Raw genomic sequence first — 21167 nt, 5'->3', positions numbered from 1 at the left:
GGCTCTAGCGCTTAGGCAGTAGCTTCACATATTGATCCGATAGCCCCATCAGCTCGAGTATATAGTCGTAATCTTCCCGATACTTCGCGAAGTCCTCAACTGGCTCTAATGTATCCAGCGAGTAGGCTTCTCCGTCCTCAAAACCCTTGCCCGGCTGGAATACAATCTCGTCATTAATAAAAGAACCTGTAGGCATGTAATAACGCATACCGATGACGTTCCGATCCGTATTCAGCAGATCCCGACCAAAAGCGGTAAAACCTTCATCCTTCAGCGATATGCCAAGCAAATTAGCCACTGTTGGCAATAAATCGAGCTGTCCGCCTGTTCCCTGCAAGGTCATGGGCTGCTGGCCCGGAAAACGGATAATGAGCGGAATATTGTAGCGGCTGATGCGATTGCTATAGTTGATTCCGAGCTCTTTTTTCATAAACTCAGGATCGGCTTCCTGCGGCGGTAGACCAAAGTGGTCGCCATATAGCACTAGCGCGGTATTATCCCACATGCCTTCTTGCTTCAGGCGCTCAATCAGCTTGCCAACCGCAGCGTCTGCGTAATGAACCGACTGCAAATAGTCTCCAACCATCGTGCCCTGAAGCGTATCCGGAAGCTCCAAAGTGATCTTATCTTGCGGAATGCGGAAAGGAGAGTGGTTGGAAGTCGTAATCAGGTTACCATAAAAAGGCGTGCCTTCCTTGGCAAGTACGGACAGCTTGTCCACCGTCGTTTTATACAGCTCTTCATCCGAAGCACCGAAGCTGTTGAAGTTATCATTTTTGAAGTAAGGCTTATCATAATAACGATTGAAATTAAGCGCTGGATACAGCTTGTTGCGATCCCAAAAGCCCACATTGTTGATGTGGAAGGTGAGCGCCTGGTATCCCTCCGCCTGCAACAGTCGCGGCAAGCTAGGCAACTCGCGGTTACCAAAGCCCGTACTCATCGCAATCGCGCCAGTTGGATAGATCGAAGTGTTAGCAATAAACTCCGCATCCGATGTATTACCCTGTCCAATCTGTTGAAAGAATTGCGGGGCATAGTACCCTTCCTTCACCAGTTGGTTAAGCACAGGCGTTACTTCCTTACCTCCAACTTTGAGCCCGATCGGAAAGTTCTGGAACGCCTCCAACTGAATCATGAGCAGATTCATTCCCTTGATTACGCCAAAGCCATTGGGTCGCGCTTCCGAACCGGAAGTGTCATAAGGATAGGACGCTTGCAGCGCCACCATCTCTGCGATCGTTTCGTTAATGTTGCCGGAAGCGATCTCCTTGTTCTCCTCGTACGTCTGTATCGCGTTAACGATCTGAAAGTTGAAAAAACCTACGCTTTCCGCCTGCGCAAGCTCACTCTTGGTCGCGCCGGTATCCAAGATGAACCATAATGAACCAGCCGCTCCCACAACGAATAATGCCGCTGCTACTGGCTTGTACAAGCTCTTGCGCCCTGCTGGCGTCCTGCCCCTGTAGCGCCCCACCGACCACATCAGCGCAATCGATACCACATCTACAAAGTAGATATAATCCAGCGGACGGATCGTAGAGTCGATGCTCTCGCGGACGCCGAACACCTGGTTCAGGTCGCCAAGCGCGGTATATGTAGCGATAGTACCGAAGTTTCTAAAATACAGCGTCACCGCGAAAAACAGCAGCGAGAGGATTAGATTGAACGTCCAATAGGCTGGACCCTTGCCTCTGCGCGGGGTCAGAAGCTCCACTAATCCGAGCAATGCCAGCAGCGACAACGCATCTGCAATTATGGGTAGCGGCATCAATCCGCCAAATAGCTCGATTCGCATCCATTCCATTTTGAATAACATGAGTAGGTAAAAGCCGATAAACAAGCTACGCCCCTCCCGCAGCTTACCAAAAGTCAAGGGACGAGTCATCTCGAATTCCTTCTTTCTCTAAGTCGCCTTTGCAAAATCTTCAATTAGTATATCATAACTAACAAGAAGCCCGCATGCTGGGAGCATGGGGCTTCTAATAAGCGCCTAATATCGGCCTTATGGATCAGCTATGAAGCTTATTATTTAGCTATGAAGCTAAATAATAAGGCTGCTGACCACAAAGCCTGTGCCTACATACACCGCTGCCAGTAGAATTCCGACGGCGATATTTCCTTGCTGCAACTCTTTGGAAATGGTAAGTCCCGGAGTCGCGAACTCAAACACCCAGTAAGCCAAGAGCAAGCAGGCATAACCTACAGCGAACCAGAGCATGAGGTACCAGATGGAATGATTCGTGTAGGAGGCAATGCCAAGCAGGATGGCCGTTCCAAGGAACTTACCGCCCATCGCCAGGCCGACGGCAGCGTTGCCTTTCTTGAGCTCCTCCAGATCCTTAAACGGTGTCATCCAGCTAAAGATGAACATGCCGGCAAGCTGAAGAACAACGATGACACCAATACTAACGAGCAAATTTACGACAACTATGATGCCCACCCCCGGAATTTGCTATATGCAAGATCAAACTGACTGTGATCGTGAATCTCTTCCATAATGATGTCCGCCTCTTTGGCGGACTTCAGCGTTGAATAACGCTTCTCGTCAATCGGTTGTTTGACCTGCTGACCTGTAGGCAGTCTGAGCACGGCGAACTGACGCGTTTTGTCATCCAGCTTCGTCTTGTACACACCTACGAGCTTCACCTTCGTCTTGAGCTTCACTTTGAGTCGGTCAAGGTCGGCTGTGGCAGCTGCCTTTGTTTTGTAGGACTTGATTGGATTCCAGGTTGAAAGAGTTACCGCCGCTTTTCCCTGGTCGTTTTCTTTGAGATTTGCAGTCATATATTGCAGCGTCCATACTTTGTCACCGGTGCCGTACTGATCATCGTTGGCCATTAACTGATTGTCCGGCAAAATCGTCATATCGCCGCCCACCAGGTCGCCGACCTCGCCTTCCGTAACACGGTAATCCCATGGGACGACGGTTGCATCCGCTGTCGTTCCTTGCCCCCCAGTCGAATTACTCGATGAGTTATAGCTAGAGTTATAGCTAGTGTCAAACATGCTCACGTTGTTCGAAGAAGCGTTCGAGCACTGGGATACAACGATAAGCAAAATGATAATACCAAAAACAACGGCCATAATATGACTCGCGCTGTTACTTCGCTGTGATCGATTGTTCATGTTTCCTTCACCCCTATCGGCACAAAATGGCTCGTATTACCTGTAATCAACCCACCGGCCCGCCCAAGCAGACCGCATGGAACACCGTTTAGAACAAATAGACCTGTCAGAATGCGATAACTTTGCCCCCGCAGCTCTAGCTCCGGAAGATCGGCCCGCTTTTGATACACAGTCGGGAAAAATACACTCGTATCAAACCCGTCCCGATCTTCAAGCTCCAATCCTCCGCCTGCTCCAAACAGCTTAACCGAGCCGCCCTCGCGGCCGAACATCGACTTGGAGACGTAGCTGCCGTCGAACAGCGGTTTCGTGTAGGTTGGCAGCATATAAGCCTTAATTGCTTCATGCTCCCTTGGTGTATAGAGTAGATTCAGCTCATGCAAACCCCAGACCAGCGCTTGCAACCCCTTCGACTGCAGCAAAATCGCATGAGGAGAATTGAACAGCTGGAGGCGCCCCCTCTCGATAGAGTAGGCGAGCGCTTCACCGCCCTCATCAAGAGCCATCCATTCCTTCGGATACAAGGCGAACATCCGGGTCACTGGAGAGCCGTCCCCATCCTTAACCACTCCCTCGTCTACGGATAGATCGAGCAGATTGATCATCTTTATCGGCAATCCGCTATGCTTCGCCAGCAGATCAATAGTGCCGCTGTCCTCGGTATGTGAGCCGTACGCAGCGCAAGCTGCGGCTTCCGGATGTTCCACGCCCCAAGCTGCAGCAAGCAGGTGGGGCATCGCTTCATTGGGCGAGTGCAAACCCGCTTGACGGCATAACCACGGCGTCGCCGCTGCCGCCTCGGCATAACCTGTCGGCGTATCCGCATTTAGCTCCAGTAGACGAATTTCTCCGTCCAGCCCGATCGCAAAGTCGAAGCGAGCATATCGGCTGATATTGCCCTCAGGCGGAAGCTCCAAGCCGTCCAGCATATTCCACAAAATCGAGGGGATTCCAGTCAGCGCATAAAGATCTCGGCGCCCATGCATATATCGAACCGTTCGGTCGAATATTTTCCATAACATCGATGATGCCTCCACCAGCTCGGCATACACTGAAGCATCCATCGCAATCATTTCGTCCAGCCAATACTCTTCGCCTTCCAGATCGGCCCAGCTGAAACCAAGTTCGCTTAGCTGCACTACGGCTTCCCTGCGATTGAGGCGTGGACGCTGCAGGGCCTCCAGAGCAGGCTTGATCATCCTCCGAACCCTGAGGAACTGCTGGATGACGACGATCCCGACGATAAACCGCTTGAAGTTCCACCGATGCTTCCCTTCGAGGAAGAAGTCGAGCGACGGGTAATGCTGCCGCTGCCGGAAGAGGTTTTTGGCCGTACCGTCGAGCCGACCGTAGGTCGGTTCTGGAAGCGGGCGCTGTCATACTTCGTTCTTTTGTATGGGGCGCCAGTCGAGGCATTATAAGCTGGGTTCGAGGCTCCCCAGTTGCTGGAAGAGTATCCGCCACCCCTGTTGAAAATAAGATGGTACAGCAGCATATCGTCCCAGCCGAAACCGCCGCCATTATTGACGATCGTCGTTCCGCCGCCGGAAGTACCCCCACCGCCGCCATTATCTGTTCCCGGCTCTTCTTCCTCTTCGGGATTCAAGGCCGGCAAATTCCAATCCAGCTCGGGATCATAAAAAGATTTGACCTCGTCGCTAGACCATTCTACGAGAGAAGGCCCGCTTGCGGCCGGAGAAGGAGATGGCGATGTTCCTGCGGCGAACGCCCCTGAGGTGCCAGCGCTGCCGGCCAGAAGCACCAGTCCAAGCGTCGTGGACATGACTTTTGGCGGATTGCCTGTCATTTTCCAAGTGCTGGAGGTAGCTCTAGCCTCTTCCTTGCCTTTCTTGGAGCTGTTCATTTCATGATCCTTCATAGGTTAAAATCTCTCCTTTCTATGCTGTATTCATGAGCCGCTGCCAATCGAGAGCAGTAGCAGCTCCATAACACCTTCGTCCATATTAAGCCTTCCTTCTACCGTTTCATACTCTTCTCCGCCGATCGTCAGATAATTAATATGATGCAGGGCTGCAATCATTTCCGCTGACCAGGAACGTTCGTCAATTTTGCGCAAGCTGCCCCCAGGCAGCTTTTGATAAAGAACAACTTTCATATCATTTGCCAACTCCCCATCACCTTTTCCAAAAAATATGAGTTCAAAATAACCATTCAGTACATACGTTGTTCAGCTCCAAAAGTTTTACTTTTAAACAAAAAAAAGCAACTCTGCCCGGTTTCAGGCATGAGCTGCTCCAAAAAAAGTGCTTCGGAGGAACGTTTTTCATCCTATGGTGATCACCCAACGAGACTACCAGCCGGGATCAGTCGCCTTTTTTGGTTGAGGATTTTTTGGGCGTGCCGTACAGTCCGACAGCTTCGTCATAAGCATCAAAGATTTGACGCGCGACAGGCGCGGCGCCGTATCCGCCGAAGCCGCCTTCCGGAATGACAATCGCAACCGCAAGCTTCGGCTTGTCGGCTGGAGCGAAGGCGATGAAAACAGCATTCTCCACCATTCTGCCTTTTGCAACTTGCTGCTGCGACGTTCCGGTTTTACGCAAGAAGCTGTAGTCGACGCCTTCAAAACCTTGAACCCTAACTTGGCTCATGCCGTCATAGATCGTATTCCAATAAGAATCAGGGAAGGAAACTTTATTAAGCACTTCCGGCTGAATCTTCTCGACCACCTTGCCTTTAGGATCAAGAATTTCGCTAACGAACAGCGGCTTCAAACGCTTGCCTTTGTTCGCGAGCATGGTCGTATATTGCGCCAGCTGCAGCGTTGTATACTTGCCCATCTGGCCGAAGGAGGCACGGGCCATAGCAGAAATATTACTTGCATTCTTTGCCTCATGGAAGTAATCCTCTACTCCCGCTTGCTCGTAAGGCAGGTCGCTCCCGGTTTTTACTCCAAGTCCAAACTGCTTCATATAGTTATCCCAGACTTGAATGGCTTCTTCGCCATTGTACTTATTAAGCAGCCGTTCCCCGACCATCTCCATCATATAAGCGTTAGATGATTTGGCCAGCGATTGTCTTGCATCGATATAACCGTTCGCTTTTCTGCTGGCATTGTCAATTTCAACTTCTTTGCCTTTGGCACCGAATTCGTAATAACCGATGTCCCGGTATTGCTCGTTCGCGGTAAACAGCCCTTCATTCAGGCCGATTAAAACAGACAGAGGCTTTTGTACCGAGCCAAGATAAACGAGCGAAGGGGTATGCTTGGCAAGCTCCTTCTTGTCATCAAAATCCGGATAAACGGTGCGGACCGTGCCGTTCGTAATAAAGTTCTTCACCGGATCCAGCTTCTCGGTAGTTGCCGAACCGCCTTTCCAAATGTTCGTATCGTAATCCGGCATACTGGCCATAGAGATCACTTTGCCGGTATCAACCTCCATCGCCACGGCAAATCCCATCGTAGCTTCATTGCCGGCATTCAGCGGCTTGCTGGTCGCGTTTTGGAGAATGTCCAGCTGTTTCATAATGGCTTCCTGCGTCTTAACTTGCACGGAACGATTGATGCTGAGCACCAGGTCATTACCCCGCTGCGGAGGCTCTACAACAGGCGGTCCCGTCACTTTGTTGGTGCGATCAACCGGATAAGTTTTGAGTCCGTTGGTGCCGCGCAGCTGCTCCTGGTACATGTACTCCAGCCCGTCGAAGCCAACCGTTTCCTCCTGGAGGTACTTGGTCGCGGGATCGTTTTTCTCCTTGATCTCCTTGTACTTGGTCAAGTCGCCAGCGGACTTGTACTTCTTCAAGTAGCCGACAAGTTGAGACGCCACGCGGTCCTCACTATAGTTGCGAACGCTCTCCTCGACGATGTCCACACCGATGAATTGATCCTTGTTTTCCGAAATAAAAGCGATCTCAGCATTGGACAGATCGGAACGGATACGCCGCGGAACGGAGATCGTATTGGTCCGGAAGCCCAAGTCCATCTGTTTCTGAATTTCTTCTGGCGTCATCTGTGCTTCGGGATCATCATTGTACTTCTTGAATAATTTGGATAACTTGACGCTCATGTCGATAGCGATCTGCTTGTTGTTCTCTGCTTGAAGCGTATAGGTCAGCGTCTGGGTAGAGGTCGAATAAGCGATCGGCTTTTTGTCGGAATCGAGTATATTGCCACGGAACGGCGGGATTGACACATCTCTCGTCCCCTGATCTTCCCGCATCAGCTTCAGCTCAGGACCATCGATAAATTGCAGGACGGCTAATCTTACGATAAGAATACCGAACATGACAAAAGCTGCGAAAAAGAAAATATTCAGCCGGAACATGAACTGCCGACGCACGATGTAGTCCTTTTCCTCGTCGCGAGCAATAATTTGAGGCGGCTTGCCATTGCCTTTTTTCATGCGGACACCTCGCTTTCCCCGACCATACGTACATCTGGAATCGCCTCTACCCCAACATTGCCAGCCAAAGCTCGAGTAATCATACAGGACTGCTCTGCCTTAAGCGCAATACGCTCTGCTCTCTCCCTCTGTGAGGCATCCGCCTCCGCAGGCAGCTCGATAAACGGCCGATGGGTAATGGAGCGATAGGTGAACACGCCGTCCGCTGTCTCGACTACACCAGTGGAGCGAAGAGAGAGACGGCTTATTGTTAAGCCGGAGCGCTCAAGCATGGCTGCTAACGAGATTAGGTAGCAGGTGGCCGCTGCACCAAGCAGCATTTCGTCGGGATTAGTGCCCTTGCCTGGGCCGTCCATAACGGATGGAATGGACACCTCGGACTCCATGGCTCCGCAGCGAATACGTCCTTGGCCATTTCGTCCTCCCTCCCAGACGGCTTCAAGTTCAAACTTATGTTCCATTGCCGCACTCCTTTTAAGTAAATACCTGTCTGGCTGCTAGACGAATGACAGCGATGCAAAGTTTTGCCTATTTCTCAACGAATGAGCTTGTTCATCGTGACCATAAGCTCGTCAATGATGGTGGAATCTCCTTCTTGCAGTCGCTCCACCACACAAGACTTGAGATGCTGCTCTAACAGCAGCTTGCCCACGCCGTTCAAAGCGGATTGAATCGAGCTGATCTGATTGAGCACATCGTCGCAGTAGGTGTCCCTTTCAATCAGCCCTTTAATGCCACGCACTTGGCCTTCAATGCGGTTGAGGCGGCTGATCAGATTCGTTTTTGTCTTCTCGGAATGATGGCTGCGCCGTTCGTTCGAGCAGCCTTCTGCTGCATGTTCCAACTGCGCAGCGGCTGGCTGCGATTCGACGCCCCGTTGGATCTCCATGCCGTTGCATCCCCCTTCTGGCGGGTTGGTAACTATACTGCGTTCTATTGTAGCACATGCGGCTGTCGAGGGCATGCTCTGCGGACATAGCAAAAGCCGCCCCACGCGATAGTCGCGGGAGCGGCTGGACGGCTTATCGCCGCACCCGGATGGGGGCGACTAGAGGCCGTATTCGTTTTTTGGCTTTGGCTTGCGCTTGATTTTGTTTTGGACAGCCGGCAGATGGCGAATGCTGCGCAGCATCGGCCCTTTGCACATCGGGCATAGCTGGGACTCAGCGGCGAACTCGTCGCGCACCCATGCTTTGCAATCGGCATTGCGGCATTTCCAAATTTTTGTTGCGATTAACTGAGGCTTCGTTTCTTCTGTTGTACTCAAGGGGAAGCATTCCTTTCTGATGTCGACTCGGTCATCCCTCGAAAGAGACAGCCTGAATACTATATCACCCTCGATTCCGACAAGTAAAGGTTTTTACTCCTCAGCCCCGCTGCACCCGATACCAATACGGATAAGCCTCTGTGAATCCCAGCCCTGCATATAGCTTCTCCGCCGCCCCATTACCACTTACGACTTGTAAATAAGCCTGAGTCGCCCCCTGCTCCGCTCCCCAATGGAGCAAATGCCGGATGAGCCGCTTGGCGTGGCCCTTTCCGCGGCTGTCAGGAGCGGTCAGAATGTCATAGAATCCCATCTGCTCCCCATCCAAAACCGCCAATCCAAGCGATACCGGACGACCATGTGCATGCAGCAGCGCAAACTGACGAGGCAACTGAGCTGCTTCGAACATCATTGACGTGATGCGAAGCGCTTCCTCGCCGCAGCCTCCCCACTCATGCAGCAGTTGTAGCCAAGCGGCTGAAGGTTGCTCCGAGACAAGAACCCCATCGCCTGCATGCTGCGGAGCGAGTTGGTTCAGCGGAGCGACCATAACGAGTGAAGGATCAGCAATCACATAACCACGCCGCGCTAGAGCGGCGTCCAACTCCTCCGGCTCGGTGAAAGGTGTAATCTTGAAAATCGCCGGCTGACCGCTACGTTTATAAATCGCCTCGCAACGACTGATCTTGAGTTCAAGCTGCTCTATGTCTTTGCCGTTATGGGCAAGCGGCTGTACGGAATTGGCCCGCTTCGTATACCCGCGATTCGATTTCACCAGCCAGCCGCCGCAACTGCTCGTTTGAAGGGCCGGCCAGCTGTTCAACGCCGCCTCTTCAACCTCGTAATAAGCTCTCACGATTGCTTTCCCTCCTGCTACCGCAATTAATAAAGTATAAATATACTATTATGTCTATAATTATTCAATATATGGGGCAAATAAAACACACTAAAAAAGAGCTGTGCCGAAAGCCATCTAAAGATGACTTGTAGGTACAGCCCCTAATTATTTTGACCGGCCAATAATTCCTGGGAAGTCTTCAACAACTTTGGACAGCGCGTATATGTTCCATTCTCGAGCTGGGACATCTGATTCGCACTCTGAGACGCTTCGAGTTTACAGGGTCGCCGAGTTCTCCGTGCTTTTCAGCACATTAATCTCGACCTCGATATTGCCACGAGTTGCCTTGGAATATGGGCATAGCTGATGCGCTTGCTCCGTGAGCTTACGGGTTTGATCCAGCTCCGCTCCAGGGATAGAAACATCCAATCGGACACCAAGCTTGAAGCTCGGATCATCTTTGTAAATCGATACATGGCCCGTAACAGACGCTCCATCGACCTTTACCCCAGCCTTCTTGGCCGCAAGTTGCAACGCACTTTCGAAGCAGGCTGCATATCCAGCTGCGAAAAGCTGCTCCGGATTAGTCGCCGCTACACCGCTGCCTCCAAGCGCCTTCGGCATAGAGAGAGGAAGATCCAGCACCCCGTCCGAAGATTTCACCGTTCCTTCGCGGCCGCCTTTGGCGGTCACTTCTGCCGTATATAGTGCACTCATCGCTATCTCCTCGCTTTCGCTTCTTAGTCATATGCTACAGGATATATTACCCCAAGCTTGACCAAGCCAAGCGGAGAATGTGGTTGACTGCCAACATATGTGACCCCAATGCCCGCTGAGAGCGCTGTTCCCTACTAGCAAAAAACGCATGCGGCTTGTGATACACAAGTTCATGGATTGATACGGTCAGGCCAATTTTTTGATCGATAAGAGCAAATGGCCTTCCAGCTCGCGCACCGGTAAAAAGTCAGCATTCATGTGCCCAGGCCTCCCTTCGCTTCTCATCCAGCATAGCATCAAACCGCCTCAGCTGCCCTCACGGCGAGTCAAAACCAGCTAATGCTTAAATAGATTTGATAGCCTGGCCTCGCAATGAAAAAGCCCCAGAAAACGCAGGAATCAGCGTTATCCGAGGCTTCTTGAAAATCTGTGTTCCACCCAGTTGGAGCTGTTACAGTTAATGCACAGTCGGTGGAGAAATACTGCCGCGAACTTCTGCCTCTATCGCAGTTGCCCGATCCTTGAGCTTGCGAATTTGGCGTAGCTGCGCGTCAGCTTGGACTTGAATCTGGTTCTCGGTCATGCTCAGCTCTTGCACAAGCTCCTGCATCGTATTGACGAGCGCACGCACCTTCTCAGCGCTATTATCCGCCCCCGCACGCTGCAGAGCGATGCGGCCCTGGGCTTGCTCTTGCTCACGGCGCTGTCTCACTTGGTCCTGAAATTGCTCATAACTAAGGTTCAAGCTGTTGATCTCGCCTTCATCCTGCGGCTGCTGTCCGGGGTTCATATTCATATGGGATTCCTCCTGGCTGGTTGTTGAACCGGCCTGCCTATTGCAGGCTCCACAGGTAGCATTCCCCAAAAAGTGTTCGCTTATGAATCCATCAGAGCAGGCAGAATAAATTCCTCCATCACACGGCGCGATAAAATGGCCTTGTTGCGGCCTTCCAGGCTTTTCCGAACAACGACGGTCAGATCAAGCGAAGGAACGGCGAATAGGTACTGCCCGCCATAACCGAACGCAAAATAATAATCCGGTCCAGGCTGCTTGTCAGCGGGGGAAACCCACCAGTGATAGCCATAACAGCCATATACAGCAGGCTCGTAATGGAGTAGTCCCTTATGATGGGCTTGCACCGATTGCTGCACCCAATCCGCTGAAACGATTTGCCTGCCCTCCCAACTGCCTTCTTGCACATATAATCTTCCGAGCTTGGCTAGATCCCGCATACCGACTGACAACCCAGCGCCGCCTTCCTGCCCACCTTGGAGTCGGTTCCAACGAACCGGTCCGATGCCAAGCGGTCGGAACAAGTGGCGTCGTGCAAAACGAGACAAGCTTTCGCCTGCGGCACGCTCCAGTGCAATCGCAAGGAGTTGCGATCCACCGGAATTATAAGTGAAGACATCGCCGGGCTCATGGGCTAGAGGCCGTCCAAGTACAAAAGCCGCCGAATTTTTGGCTTCCTTGAGCTCCCAATAAGGCTTGTCGAAGTCAGGCCAGTCAAGGCCGCTTGTCATCGTAAGTAAATGCTCTAGTGTGATGGACCTTTTGCGTGGATCATCGCGCAGCGCGCCAGCCAACTCCTCATCGTCTCCATCCAAATACGGCACAATGGAATCGTGAACGCTGCCGATTATTCCCTGGTCAATCGCAATGCCGATCAGCGCTGACAGTACACTCTTCGTACAGGAGAGAATGGCCGCTGGCCGATCCTCCCCGGAAGAATTCCAATGAAGCAGCTCCCGGCCAGCTTGCTCGGCATGTACGCCTTTTATCTTCCAATTGTCCAACTGCTCCATCATTCTCGGGTTGATCTGCAATTTCTCGGGCTCCTGCGCCGTCATGCGACCTGCTGCCACCGGCTTCCCTCCTGATTCCGAATGTTGTCGGTAGCATGCCGCCTAGCAGACGACTCTATCCTTAACCTCTACCTTACACGGAATCCACAAAATAAAAATCCCCGGATTCGGAAAAAATGTCCGATTCCGGGGAAAACCTTGTTTACGAACCAGTCGGACGCAGTCCGCCTTGATTGCTCAGACGCTGCAACAGCAGCGTGCTCAGCTCCTCAGGTGTGCTCCAGCGCAAAGGCGCTGCGCCAGCCCAATCCGGAGCGGATTCACTGCCCTCGCGCGCGGTCCACAGCAGCTGGATGCCAGCAGCCAGTGCATAACCGCCGGCCAAATAAGCTTCAGCAGAAGCGCCAGACAGCTCAGCAAGCACAAGATCTGCACTCGCCAGCATATCAAGCGCAAGTTCCGAATCGGATTCTCCGTCGCGTCCCAGCAGACGAGCTGTGTAACCGCATTGCTGCAGCAGTGGCAGCACATGACCAATCCAGTCCATATCCTGCGCTTCGCCGCTGTCCCCGGCGATAACGCATATTTTTTGCAACTCACCAGATACAGAAAGCTCCGCCTGATTCCAGCCCTTGTTCGTTAATGTGAACACAGAGCCCGTCCGCTCCAACAGCTCTTCATCGCGCAGCTTTTCAATGACGTAGACCATCTCCTGCAAGTTTTGGGAGTAGGTCAGATTGAAGCTGCGGGCAAGCCGGTGCACAATAACAGACTCCCCTGGCGCGCTGCTTTGGCGGCGCAAATAGGCAAGCAGCTTAGCACTCTTCGCCTCGACGGTGAGCGGCACATGAGGGGATGCCGGAAGCGACTCCACTTCATCAGCGGTAAGCTTAACCTCCCGGCCAAGCCCCGTCATTTCCCGGATAAAGGCCGAAGCTAGCGGGAAAAGCTCTCTCTGGCGGGGATAGGAGATCGCTCCTAACGCCTCATAATGTTCACGGCTAAGCGAATACTCCGCTCCAGGAGCGCAGTCGCAGCTCACAAAGCGCTCTATCGTGCTCGCCCCGGTCTTCACGGGAACGGATATATCGCAAAAAAGGCATCTTTTGGTGATCAAAGTGCATTCCTCCTGTTCATTCATCGTTTCAGTGTAGCGGATAAGCTCTTGGCAGGGCAGTTAAGCTTCTCTCATCTTCTTTCTAACGATTCTCATCTAAGAGTCGCGCTAAAATCGTATGAAACTCGCAAAAATAATAAAAAAACCGGATTGCCCAAAGGGAATCCGGCTCGATTCGGTTCATGATCCGCGAGTATGTCACGAGTGCCTATCGAAGCTTTTCCAGCTCATTTGCAGCATCGGCTTCCGACTGGGAATTAACCGTATCAGAGGCGTTGCCGTAATCCTCAAGCGCCTGCCAAGCGCCAGCATCGTCGAATTTTCCTGCTGCTGCCTGACGACCTTCGCCAGCTCCCTTCGGCGGTAGCGTCATGACTTGCTCTTCAACGGGACGCTCTGGAGCGGACTCCTCATTCGGCACGTTCTCGACATTGTAACGGGTAGATGGAATGGCCTCAAGCCGCTCATAGGCAATGGGCTGGCCAGTTTCAGCGTCAAGGCCGTATGTTCCTTCTTCCATCAAAGTTAGCGCCCGATTAACTTGAGCCAACTTTGTGCCGAGCTTCTCATCCAGCGCCATATCGCGTTCCCGCTCGAACGTCTCTGTACCCGAATCCGCTGGATGATTGTCATAGCTGGACAGCTCTCCGTCTGAATCCTGCATGGAAATCGGTCGTCCATCCTCGGTTGTCTCTGCATTTATTTTAAAATGAGCCTGGAGCTCTGTTTTTTCCTGGAGCAGCGCTGACTTGAGCTTCTCGATTTCAGATGGCTTCAAATGGTTCATAATAATTCTCCTCCTATGCAATGCTGTGTCTAAGCTACTTATACCCGAAGGATACATCAAATGAAGCAGAATTAAGGAAACATTCAGTCCGCTCCCTGCACGAATATATGCATTGCGGCAGCAGAAGCTCTTTTGCTACAATACGAGTCTACGATGCCAAAAAGGCTGTCCTTATAGAAAGGAATGAATGCTTTGCTGCAAGCCGTTGAAGTAACAACTCAAGAACAGCTGGACCAATGCTTGGCTATTCGCCGAGAAGTTTTTGTCGGGGAGCAAGGGGTGTCTCCCGATGAGGAATGGGATCATTACGACGAGTCACCGCAGTCCTGCACACATATTCTGTTGCTGGATGAGGGCATTCCCGTCGGCACCGGTCGGCTGAAGCCGTTCGGCGACGGCAATGCGAAGCTGCAGCGCATCGCTGTTCTGGCTTCATGCCGGGGCAAAGGTGCCGGCTCCCACATCGTTCGAGCGATGGAGGAAGCAGCACGCAAAGCCGGTTTCAAGGGCTCTATTTTAGACGCTCAGTGCCAGGCAGAGCCTTTTTATGCCAAGCTCGGTTATGAGCCGGTATCCCCGGATATTTTCCTCGATGCCGGAATTCCCCATATCCGCATGGGCCGCAGCTGGGCGTAAACAGGCGGTCTGCATTACCCGCAACGAGCTTCACTGCATAGCAAAAAAGCCGCCAGTGCTGGAGCACTGGCGGCCATAAAACCGCGGCGTCAAACCGCTGTATGGAAAGCCCTTCTTAGCCGAATAAGCTAGGGAAGAGCTTCTTTTTGCTACCTACTCCGTTTCCTCCGACTCGCTACCTTTACTCTCAGGCTGATCGCGAACCACAACCGCACGTGCTGCCTCGATAAGCTCATCGTACAGCTCATCGTTCTCCTCAAGCTCCACCTCTACGAGCTCAATCTCATTTTCTGGCCCTGCTTCGTTTTTGAAAAACAGTCCGTAAGCCCAATCCCGACCCCGCTTGCTATGTAGAGCTACTTCGTAGGGCTGTTTATGCCCTTCAACCTTGAACTCAACCTTGCCAACGTAACCGTCTTCCTTGTTATAAGTCATCTCTGCTCCAATTATTTCCCACTTCATTAAATTATCCTCCCTAAGCTCAATATGCCTATCATACTTGATTCAACCTGCTTGTTTCCAGAGGTCAGTCTCTTTCGAGGCATGAATTGTTGCAACGACAAAAAAGCCCCGGTCACCCAGGACTCGAAAATAGCTAATATGACGGGGCTACTCTGCAGCCGTGTAGGCTAGCTTAATCTGCTTGCTCAGCTCGCAACAGTTCTCCTCGTCCATGCAGACGAAGCTGACCCGCTTGATCGTTGTATCGGTATTTTTCTTCAAATAACCTGCCACGGCGCTAAAGGCAATGACTGCCGCCTCGGCTTTGGGATAGCCGTATAGGCCCGTGCTGATCGCGGGAAAAGCGATGCTAGACGCATTTTTCCCCTCCGCAAGCTCAAGAGAGCGGCGATAACTCGAAGCCAGCAGCTCTGATTCTCCCATCTGGCCGCCCTGCCAAACTGGCCCAACGGCATGAATGACATATGCAGCCGGCAGTTTTCCAGCCGTCGTAACGACAGCGTCACCGGTGTCACAACCCCCACGCTTTTGGCGGATTAGCGATAACTCGTCATATATAGCGATGCCACCGGCATGGTGAATCGCTCCATCTACTCCATCCCCGCCCAGCAAGCTGGAATTGGCGGCATTTACGATAATATCGGCCTGCAAACGAGTAATATCGCCCTGGATCGTTTCCAGTAGCGTTGAATTGATCTGAATGGTCATCTTCCCTGCCTCCCTGGAAGTCATATACCAACTATTGGACGTTAAGGAGCCGTCTGAATCGCCGAACCCCCCGTCAGGGCAACCGATCAATTTTGGTGGCAAGCCATTCATATAACAGAGGACCCGTGCTGGAAGCTGCTAACACAAATGCCACGCTCGTAATACGACTTGTCAACAGCGCCCATTGTCCCCATGTAGGCAGGGGATTATCGGCAATCGGTTTGATCGGACTGAGATACAAATCGGAATAGAACGCCCGGAATTCCAGCGTACGGTTCAAGCCATAAAATTGAAACACCGCAACCCTAGAAAATGTCGGGTTGAGCGGTGTGAACGCAAGCTCCTTATTCCCCATCGTCAAAGCGCCGAATGCTTCAAATGGAATCGGAACTTTACGCAGCAGCAGCCTCATTTGGGGGAAAGCGGGGTCCCTCCGCCGTTCCGGCAACGAGCATTCGCGCGTGTAGCGCTCCAAAAAACCTGGCCCCGCCAACCACACCGCATTAAATCGAATCATGCTCATACCGCCTCCTCGGAATCAATCAGACTGTCGCCGCGTTCAATCCAGCGGATACTCCGACGATACATCGTATCGACAATTCGGCATGAATATTCTACATAGGCAAGCATTCGTCCTACAGCAGGAATCAGCGTTGTTTCGGTGAAATTATAAAAAACAAAAAAGGCCCGCTTCCGCGGGCCTCCAGAACTTGCTCTATGCTAGGTGAAAGTGATAAACTAGTTTTCGCTTATCCACTTCATAAATACAAATAAAAATGAATTTATATCAATTATATTATACAGGATAACCTACTCGCCGTCAACATACTATTCTGACGGTTTAAGCGAGCGGACATGGAAGGGATGTGCCCAGGTTGATTGATCCAATACAATGGCAAAAAGAACAGGAGCGCGTGAACTCCTTGCGCGAGGAGCTTCAAGCCCGAATAACCCGAGACGAACCCCTTATTTCGGAGCTGAAAACGCAGGTAGTTGGCATTCGGACCGATTTCTGGGAAGATGTCACGGTCAACCTCACCGCAGGCGATGATCGACTGGAAACCGCAATCAGCATGAAGCAGCAAGCGGAGATTTTGTCCGAAAGAGAACGCAGCCATCGTCATCTGAATACCGGTCTGCTGAAGATGCGTCGCCTTCTTCCAGCTCCTTATTTCGGGAGGATAGATTTTAAAGAAGAAGAACAGGACGGCCCGTCTGAGCCGATCTATATCGGCGTTGCTTCCTTTTTGTCCGATGACGGCGAAACTTTTCTCGTCTACGACTGGCGAACGCCTGTCGCCAGCCTTTATTACGATTACGGTCCGGGACCTGCCCGCTATGGAACTCCCGGAGGCGAAATTGCCGGAGAAATGACGCTCAAGCGCCAGTTCTCGATTCGAGACGGTGTGATCCGCTCGATGTTCAATACCGGTATGACGATCGGTGATGAACTGCTGCAGGAGGTGCTCAGTCGCAGCTCCAGCTCCGGGATGCAGTCCATTGTAGGCACGATCCAGCAGGAGCAAAATGCGATCATCCGCAACGACCGCGCCCGCATGTTAATCGTTCAAGGTGCAGCCGGCAGCGGCAAAACTTCCGCTGCGCTGCAGCGTGTCGCCTACTTACTCTACAAACATAGGAATCGTATCACAGCCCAGCAAATGGTGCTTTTCTCCCCCAATCCAATGTTCAGCAGTTATATCTCATCTGTCCTGCCCGAGCTTGGCGAAGAGAATATTCGCCAGACGACATTCCAGGACTACCTGGAGCGGCGGCTCGGCAAACGATATAAACTGGAAGACATGAACGAGCAGCTTGAGGCTGTGCTCGCGGCATCCAGCTCGGACGAAGCCGTCCGTCAACGCATGCTCTCCATCCGTTTCAAAAATTCTATCGGTTTTCTGGAACTCATTCATGCCTATGGAGACCGCCTGTTAAACAGCGGCATACGTTTCAAAGGCTTTCGTTTCCGCGGCAGGCTACTGCTTGCCCGTAAGCAACTTGAAGACCGATTTTACAGCATGGAGGGCCATATTCGTTTGCCGAATCGGATCGAACTGTTGCGCGAGTGGCTGTTGGAAGAGCTGACTCGCTTGGAGCAAGAGGAGCTTGGAGCCGAATGGGTACGTGAAGAAATTGAATTTCTCGACAACGATCAGTACATGCGGGTCCATAAGGCCATGCAGCGAAAGCTCCGCAAAGGTATCGAGGAAGATGAGAGTACATTGGAGGAAAATCTGCTACGAGCCGAGATTGTCCGCAAGGCGTTCAAGCCGCTGCGCCGCTTGGCGGACGGGCTCGCCTGGATCGATGTAGCGAATATGTACCGGGATCTGTTCCAGGAAAATGAACCTTCTTGCGAGGAGCCTAGCGATTGGCAGGCAATCTGCCGGATGACGCATGTTGCCTTCGAAGAGAAGCGGCTTCCTTATGAGGATGCCGCTCCCCTGCTCTATTTGACCGAGCTTGTGCAGGGCTTCCGTATGAATACGTCGATCCGTTATGTGCTCATTGATGAAGCGCAGGACTTCTCGCCTTTCCAGTTCCATTTTCTCCAAAAGCTGTTCCCGATGGCCAAAGTCACTGCTCTCGGAGACTTCAACCAAGCGATCTTCGCTCACTCTACGGAGCTCGCCGCAAGCAATTGGCTGGCCGAGCTGTACGGCCCGGAGCAAACGGATACGATCGTGCTCAAGCGTAGCTACCGCTCCACTCGGCAAATTGTTGAGTTCACAAGATCGATGCTGCCAGATGAGAGCGGAATCGAGCCGTTCGATCGGCCAGGTGAGCTGCCGCTCTTGTACCTTGCCTCGGATGAACGAGAACGTGACACTTTGCTGGCGAAAGACTTGCATGAGTTGATGGCCTCGGGAACCCCCTCCATCGCCGTCATCTGCCAAACCTCCCGCGAAGCACAGGAAGCCTGGGAGAAACTGAGGCGCCATTCTGGTCTGGAAGAGCTGAAGCTGGTGACGAAAGATACCACTAGCTTCCAAAGCGGAGCTGTCGTCATTCCCGCCTACTTGGCCAAAGGTGTAGAGTTCGACGCTGTTCTCATCTATGAAGCTTCCTCGGCTGTTTATGGAGAGGAGCGGCATCGCAAGCTTTTTTACACCGCATGCACACGGGCGATGCACAAGCTGCGTCTCTACTGTACCGGAGAGCCATCTCCGTTTGTTACCGGTGCTGCAGCAGACAGCTGGCAAGAGTTTAATCACGCCCGTACGTGATGATGATCTTACCAAGCACCTTTTTAATCGAAATCTAGCGAAATCATCCTGCCGGGGTTCCTACACATCATGGGATCTCGGCTTGATCTATTGATATCTTAATCTCTCCTAAGGCAGGTAACCTATATATGGATAAAAAGTACACGTTAGAATTTCATCATATCGGCAAACCGATCACACAAGTGAATGATGGCGAACGATTCAGCCCCTTGTTTGGAATGTATACCATTGACGGCGAAAATCGTGATCTCCACATTCAGCATCATCGTTTTGAACCGAATTCACCGCTCAATGAAAACATTCGTAATCAAATTCATATCGCTTTTAAAACCAATAATATTGAAGAGGCTTTAAAGGATAAAGAAATTATTATGCCTCTATACGAACCATTCCATGGATATAAATGTGCGATGATCCTGCTCGATGGCGTCCCTATCGAAATTATTGAAACAACCCTCTCCGAGGAACAACTTTGGGATAAGGGCAACTACAAAGGCGGAAAACTCTATCCCGATGAAAAATAGAGTTTAGCTCGCTCTGATCTGCTTGCTGCTTGTGCGAACGCCCATGTCCGCTCTTGCATAGGATGGCTGTAGCCAGACATCCTGCTCCAGAGAGGACAGATTTCTATGGACCTCACATTAGGTTCCATTCATTGGCTTTATCTGTTTTTTGTTGCGGTTATTATCGTCATGCTCGCGCTGCGCCGCGACACGACAATCGCCTGCCTCGCCGGAATCGGAGCCATCGGCTTCGTTGCATCCGGCACGCTCAGTGGAGCAGTCAGCGGACTGTTCAACAGCTTAATTTTTTCTATAAAAGAACTATCAAGCACGATTCTAATCATCTCGATTATTGTGGCAATGAGCCGGCTGCTTGTGTTCACAGGTATCAATGAGATCATGATTCGCCCCTTCGCTCGGCTGATCCGCTCGCCGGCAATGGCTTTCTGGGGCATCGGCCTCATTATGATGACGGTCAGCTTTTTCTTCTGGCCTTCGCCAGCGGTCGCCTTGATTGGCGCCGTGCTGCTGCCAGTGGCCATTCGCGTCGGCTTACCGGCGCTAGGAGCGGCGATGGCGATGAACCTGTTTGGCCATGGCATCGCGCTTTCAGGCGATTACGTCATACAAGGCGCGCCCAAACTGACAGCAGACGCTGCAGGTCTTGGCGTCGCACAAGTTATGGAAGCGAGTGTACCGCTGCTGCTCGTTATGGCAACGGTTACAACCGTTGCAGCTTACTGGTTTATGAAGCGAGACATTGCCAACGGTACCTGGCGCGATGGGCTGGTACAGCCGGGGAGCGGCTCGCTTTTTGGCGGGACGGACACTACGGTTGATGCCTCTTCTGCGAATACTGAACCTTCGGCCCCTGGTCTTAGTCTAGGCATGAAAAAAATTGTCGCCGCTCTCATTCCGCTTCTTTTTGCGGTGGATGTCGTTGTCATGTTAAGCCTAAAGTTACAAGGAGGAGACGCGACCGCACTCATCGGCGGCACAGCCGCTTTAATCGTTGCCGTCCTCTCCTTGCTGGCGCATCGCAGCCGTGGACTGGAACGCTCCACCTCCTATTTGGTAGATGGTTTTACGTTCGGCTTTAAAGTGTTTGGGCCGGTCATTCCGATTGCCGCCTTTTTTTATCTCGGCGACTCCGCTTTGCCCACCCTGTTCGGCGAGGCAGCTCTGCCCGCGGGCTCGCATGGCATCGTGAACGATCTCGGCGCCGCCCTCGCCCATTCCGTTCCGGTCAGTGGCGCCGTAGCCGCTGTCACCCTTACAACCGTAGGAGCGATTACCGGACTCGATGGCTCCGGCTTCTCCGGTATCTCACTGGCCGGTTCTATAGCCAACCTGTTCGGCACCGCGCTCGGCAACGGCACAGATGTGCTCACTGCGCTCGGCCAGATCGCCGCGATCTGGGTCGGCGGCGGCACGCTCATTCCGTGGGCGCTCATTCCCGCGGCGGCTATTTGCGGCGTCAGTCCGTTCGAGCTGGCCAGGCGCAATTTAAAACCTGTGGTGCTCGGCCTTGTCGCCACAACGGTAGTTGCGATCTTTCTGCTCTGATATAGATTTGGCTAAAATGCAAAACCTCCGCCCC

Annotated in this window: 23 protein-coding genes; 4 read left to right on the top strand and 19 right to left on the bottom strand. The window is 52.2% G+C overall.

The features are described from left to right. Positions 1-4 precede the first annotated feature (4 nt). The 16 genes from CGZ75_RS05490 to CGZ75_RS05415 form a co-directional block, all read right to left on the bottom strand. Positions 5-1888 carry an LTA synthase family protein gene (locus tag CGZ75_RS05490; protein ID WP_089523240.1) on the bottom strand — a complete coding sequence of 628 codons (1884 nt, stop codon included), beginning with the start codon at positions 1886-1888 and terminating at the stop codon, positions 5-7. Positions 1889-2044: 156 nt separating this feature from the next. Further along, the gene (locus CGZ75_RS05485) at positions 2045-2437 is read right to left on the bottom strand and encodes a DUF350 domain-containing protein (protein WP_089524567.1); all 393 of its coding nucleotides are present in this window, start codon (positions 2435-2437) and stop codon (positions 2045-2047) included. Beyond that, positions 2431-3129, bottom strand: coding sequence for a hypothetical protein (locus tag CGZ75_RS05480; RefSeq protein WP_089523239.1), 699 nt, complete (start codon positions 3127-3129; stop codon positions 2431-2433). The genes CGZ75_RS05485 and CGZ75_RS05480 overlap by 7 nt, the downstream gene beginning before the upstream one ends. Further along, positions 3126-4328 (bottom strand): glutathionylspermidine synthase family protein, encoded by a 1203-nt coding sequence (locus tag CGZ75_RS05475; RefSeq protein ID WP_089523238.1) that lies wholly within the window; start codon positions 4326-4328, stop codon positions 3126-3128. Before CGZ75_RS05475 ends, CGZ75_RS05480 begins: the two co-directional genes overlap by 4 nt. Beyond that, the gene (locus tag CGZ75_RS05470; RefSeq protein WP_245850707.1) at positions 4325-5008 is read right to left on the bottom strand and encodes a hypothetical protein; all 684 of its coding nucleotides are present in this window, start codon (positions 5006-5008) and stop codon (positions 4325-4327) included. The genes CGZ75_RS05475 and CGZ75_RS05470 overlap by 4 nt, the downstream gene beginning before the upstream one ends. Positions 5009-5038: 30 nt before the next feature. Then, entirely contained in the window at positions 5039-5245 is a 207-nt protein-coding gene (locus tag CGZ75_RS05465; RefSeq protein WP_245850706.1) for a hypothetical protein, read from the bottom strand. Positions 5246-5453: 208 nt separating this feature from the next. Further along, positions 5454-7496: a peptidoglycan D,D-transpeptidase FtsI family protein gene (locus tag CGZ75_RS05460; protein ID WP_089523236.1), complete on the bottom strand. Its 2043-nt coding sequence runs from the start codon at positions 7494-7496 to the stop codon at positions 5454-5456. Further along, positions 7493-7957, bottom strand: a complete 465-nt coding sequence (locus CGZ75_RS05455) for an SACOL1771 family peroxiredoxin (protein WP_089523235.1) — start codon at positions 7955-7957, stop codon at positions 7493-7495. The genes CGZ75_RS05460 and CGZ75_RS05455 overlap by 4 nt, the downstream gene beginning before the upstream one ends. Before the next feature lie 74 nt (positions 7958-8031). Next, complete coding sequence (locus CGZ75_RS05450; protein ID WP_089523234.1) at positions 8032-8385, bottom strand: metal-sensitive transcriptional regulator; 354 nt, start codon at positions 8383-8385, stop codon at positions 8032-8034. Positions 8386-8544: 159 nt separating this feature from the next. Further along, the gene (locus CGZ75_RS05445) at positions 8545-8763 is read right to left on the bottom strand and encodes a cold-inducible protein YdjO-related protein (protein ID WP_089523233.1); all 219 of its coding nucleotides are present in this window, start codon (positions 8761-8763) and stop codon (positions 8545-8547) included. Between the two features lie 100 nt (positions 8764-8863). Next, entirely contained in the window at positions 8864-9619 is a 756-nt protein-coding gene (locus tag CGZ75_RS05440; RefSeq protein ID WP_089523232.1) for a GNAT family N-acetyltransferase, read from the bottom strand. Between the two features lie 258 nt (positions 9620-9877). Next, positions 9878-10318: an organic hydroperoxide resistance protein gene (locus CGZ75_RS05435; RefSeq protein WP_089523231.1), complete on the bottom strand. Its 441-nt coding sequence runs from the start codon at positions 10316-10318 to the stop codon at positions 9878-9880. A 457-nt stretch (positions 10319-10775) separates the two neighbouring features. Beyond that, the gene (locus tag CGZ75_RS05430) at positions 10776-11114 is read right to left on the bottom strand and encodes a hypothetical protein (RefSeq protein WP_089523230.1); all 339 of its coding nucleotides are present in this window, start codon (positions 11112-11114) and stop codon (positions 10776-10778) included. A gap of 80 nt (positions 11115-11194) precedes the next feature. Beyond that, positions 11195-12184 (bottom strand): serine hydrolase domain-containing protein, encoded by a 990-nt coding sequence (locus CGZ75_RS05425; RefSeq protein WP_089523229.1) that lies wholly within the window; start codon positions 12182-12184, stop codon positions 11195-11197. A 142-nt stretch (positions 12185-12326) separates the two neighbouring features. Further along, on the bottom strand, positions 12327-13241 hold the full coding sequence (locus tag CGZ75_RS05420; RefSeq protein ID WP_089523228.1) for a hypothetical protein: 915 nt from the start codon (positions 13239-13241) through the stop codon (positions 12327-12329). A 208-nt stretch (positions 13242-13449) separates the two neighbouring features. Continuing rightward, positions 13450-14028: a TraR/DksA C4-type zinc finger protein gene (locus tag CGZ75_RS05415; RefSeq protein WP_089523227.1), complete on the bottom strand. Its 579-nt coding sequence runs from the start codon at positions 14026-14028 to the stop codon at positions 13450-13452. Between the two features lie 240 nt (positions 14029-14268). Here CGZ75_RS05415 and CGZ75_RS05410 point away from each other — a divergent pair, with 240 nt between their 5' ends. Next, positions 14269-14664, top strand: coding sequence for a GNAT family N-acetyltransferase (locus CGZ75_RS05410; protein WP_342745649.1), 396 nt, complete (start codon positions 14269-14271; stop codon positions 14662-14664). Between the two features lie 153 nt (positions 14665-14817). Here the strand turns inward: CGZ75_RS05410 and CGZ75_RS05405 are convergent, their stop codons facing one another. The 3 genes from CGZ75_RS05405 to CGZ75_RS05395 form a co-directional block, all read right to left on the bottom strand. Further along, positions 14818-15126 carry a hypothetical protein gene (locus tag CGZ75_RS05405; protein ID WP_089523225.1) on the bottom strand — a complete coding sequence of 103 codons (309 nt, stop codon included), beginning with the start codon at positions 15124-15126 and terminating at the stop codon, positions 14818-14820. 147 nt (positions 15127-15273) lie between these two features. Continuing rightward, a complete protein-coding gene (locus CGZ75_RS05400; protein WP_089523224.1) occupies positions 15274-15834 on the bottom strand; it encodes a macro domain-containing protein in 561 nt (186 codons plus the stop codon). 73 nt (positions 15835-15907) lie between these two features. Next, complete coding sequence (locus tag CGZ75_RS05395; RefSeq protein ID WP_089523223.1) at positions 15908-16351, bottom strand: hypothetical protein; 444 nt, start codon at positions 16349-16351, stop codon at positions 15908-15910. Positions 16352-16709: 358 nt separating this feature from the next. Between CGZ75_RS05395 and helD the strand changes: the two genes are divergently transcribed. The 3 genes from helD to CGZ75_RS05380 all read left to right on the top strand — a co-directional run bounded on the left by helD (position 16710) and on the right by CGZ75_RS05380 (position 21133). Continuing rightward, positions 16710-19064, top strand: coding sequence for an RNA polymerase recycling motor HelD (helD, locus tag CGZ75_RS05390; protein WP_342745648.1), 2355 nt, complete (start codon positions 16710-16712; stop codon positions 19062-19064). 128 nt (positions 19065-19192) lie between these two features. Continuing rightward, positions 19193-19588: a VOC family protein gene (locus CGZ75_RS05385; protein WP_089523222.1), complete on the top strand. Its 396-nt coding sequence runs from the start codon at positions 19193-19195 to the stop codon at positions 19586-19588. Positions 19589-19693: 105 nt separating this feature from the next. Then, on the top strand, positions 19694-21133 hold the full coding sequence (locus CGZ75_RS05380) for a hypothetical protein (protein ID WP_089523221.1): 1440 nt from the start codon (positions 19694-19696) through the stop codon (positions 21131-21133). The last annotated feature ends 34 nt before the right edge of the window (positions 21134-21167 follow it).

This window comes from Paenibacillus herberti (genome assembly GCF_002233675.1).
GTDB lineage: Bacteria > Bacillota > Bacilli > Paenibacillales > Paenibacillaceae > Paenibacillus_O > Paenibacillus_O herberti.
Note: the sequence above shows the minus strand (reverse complement) of the source record. Positions and strands in the feature narration are given on the sequence as shown.

Coding starts and splice junctions, on each gene's coding strand:
- CGZ75_RS05450 (WP_089523234.1), bottom strand. CDS start 8,385: ATGGAGATCCAACGGGGCGTCGAATCGCAGCCAGCCGCTGCGCAGTTG.
- CGZ75_RS05395 (WP_089523223.1), bottom strand. CDS start 16,351: ATGATTCGATTTAATGCGGTGTGGTTGGCGGGGCCAGGTTTTTTGGAG.
- CGZ75_RS05430 (WP_089523230.1), bottom strand. CDS start 11,114: ATGAATATGAACCCCGGACAGCAGCCGCAGGATGAAGGCGAGATCAAC.
- CGZ75_RS05475 (WP_089523238.1), bottom strand. CDS start 4,328: ATGATCAAGCCTGCTCTGGAGGCCCTGCAGCGTCCACGCCTCAATCGC.
- CGZ75_RS05380 (WP_089523221.1), top strand. CDS start 19,694: ATGGACCTCACATTAGGTTCCATTCATTGGCTTTATCTGTTTTTTGTT.
- CGZ75_RS05465 (WP_245850706.1), bottom strand. CDS start 5,245: ATGAAAGTTGTTCTTTATCAAAAGCTGCCTGGGGGCAGCTTGCGCAAA.
- CGZ75_RS05480 (WP_089523239.1), bottom strand. CDS start 3,129: ATGAACAATCGATCACAGCGAAGTAACAGCGCGAGTCATATTATGGCC.
- CGZ75_RS05455 (WP_089523235.1), bottom strand. CDS start 7,957: ATGGAACATAAGTTTGAACTTGAAGCCGTCTGGGAGGGAGGACGAAAT.
- CGZ75_RS05460 (WP_089523236.1), bottom strand. CDS start 7,496: ATGAAAAAAGGCAATGGCAAGCCGCCTCAAATTATTGCTCGCGACGAG.
- CGZ75_RS05490 (WP_089523240.1), bottom strand. CDS start 1,888: ATGACTCGTCCCTTGACTTTTGGTAAGCTGCGGGAGGGGCGTAGCTTG.
- CGZ75_RS05400 (WP_089523224.1), bottom strand. CDS start 15,834: ATGACCATTCAGATCAATTCAACGCTACTGGAAACGATCCAGGGCGAT.
- CGZ75_RS05435 (WP_089523231.1), bottom strand. CDS start 10,318: ATGAGTGCACTATATACGGCAGAAGTGACCGCCAAAGGCGGCCGCGAA.
- CGZ75_RS05470 (WP_245850707.1), bottom strand. CDS start 5,008: ATGAAGGATCATGAAATGAACAGCTCCAAGAAAGGCAAGGAAGAGGCT.
- CGZ75_RS05415 (WP_089523227.1), bottom strand. CDS start 14,028: ATGAACCATTTGAAGCCATCTGAAATCGAGAAGCTCAAGTCAGCGCTG.
- CGZ75_RS05385 (WP_089523222.1), top strand. CDS start 19,193: ATGGATAAAAAGTACACGTTAGAATTTCATCATATCGGCAAACCGATC.
- CGZ75_RS05405 (WP_089523225.1), bottom strand. CDS start 15,126: ATGAAGTGGGAAATAATTGGAGCAGAGATGACTTATAACAAGGAAGAC.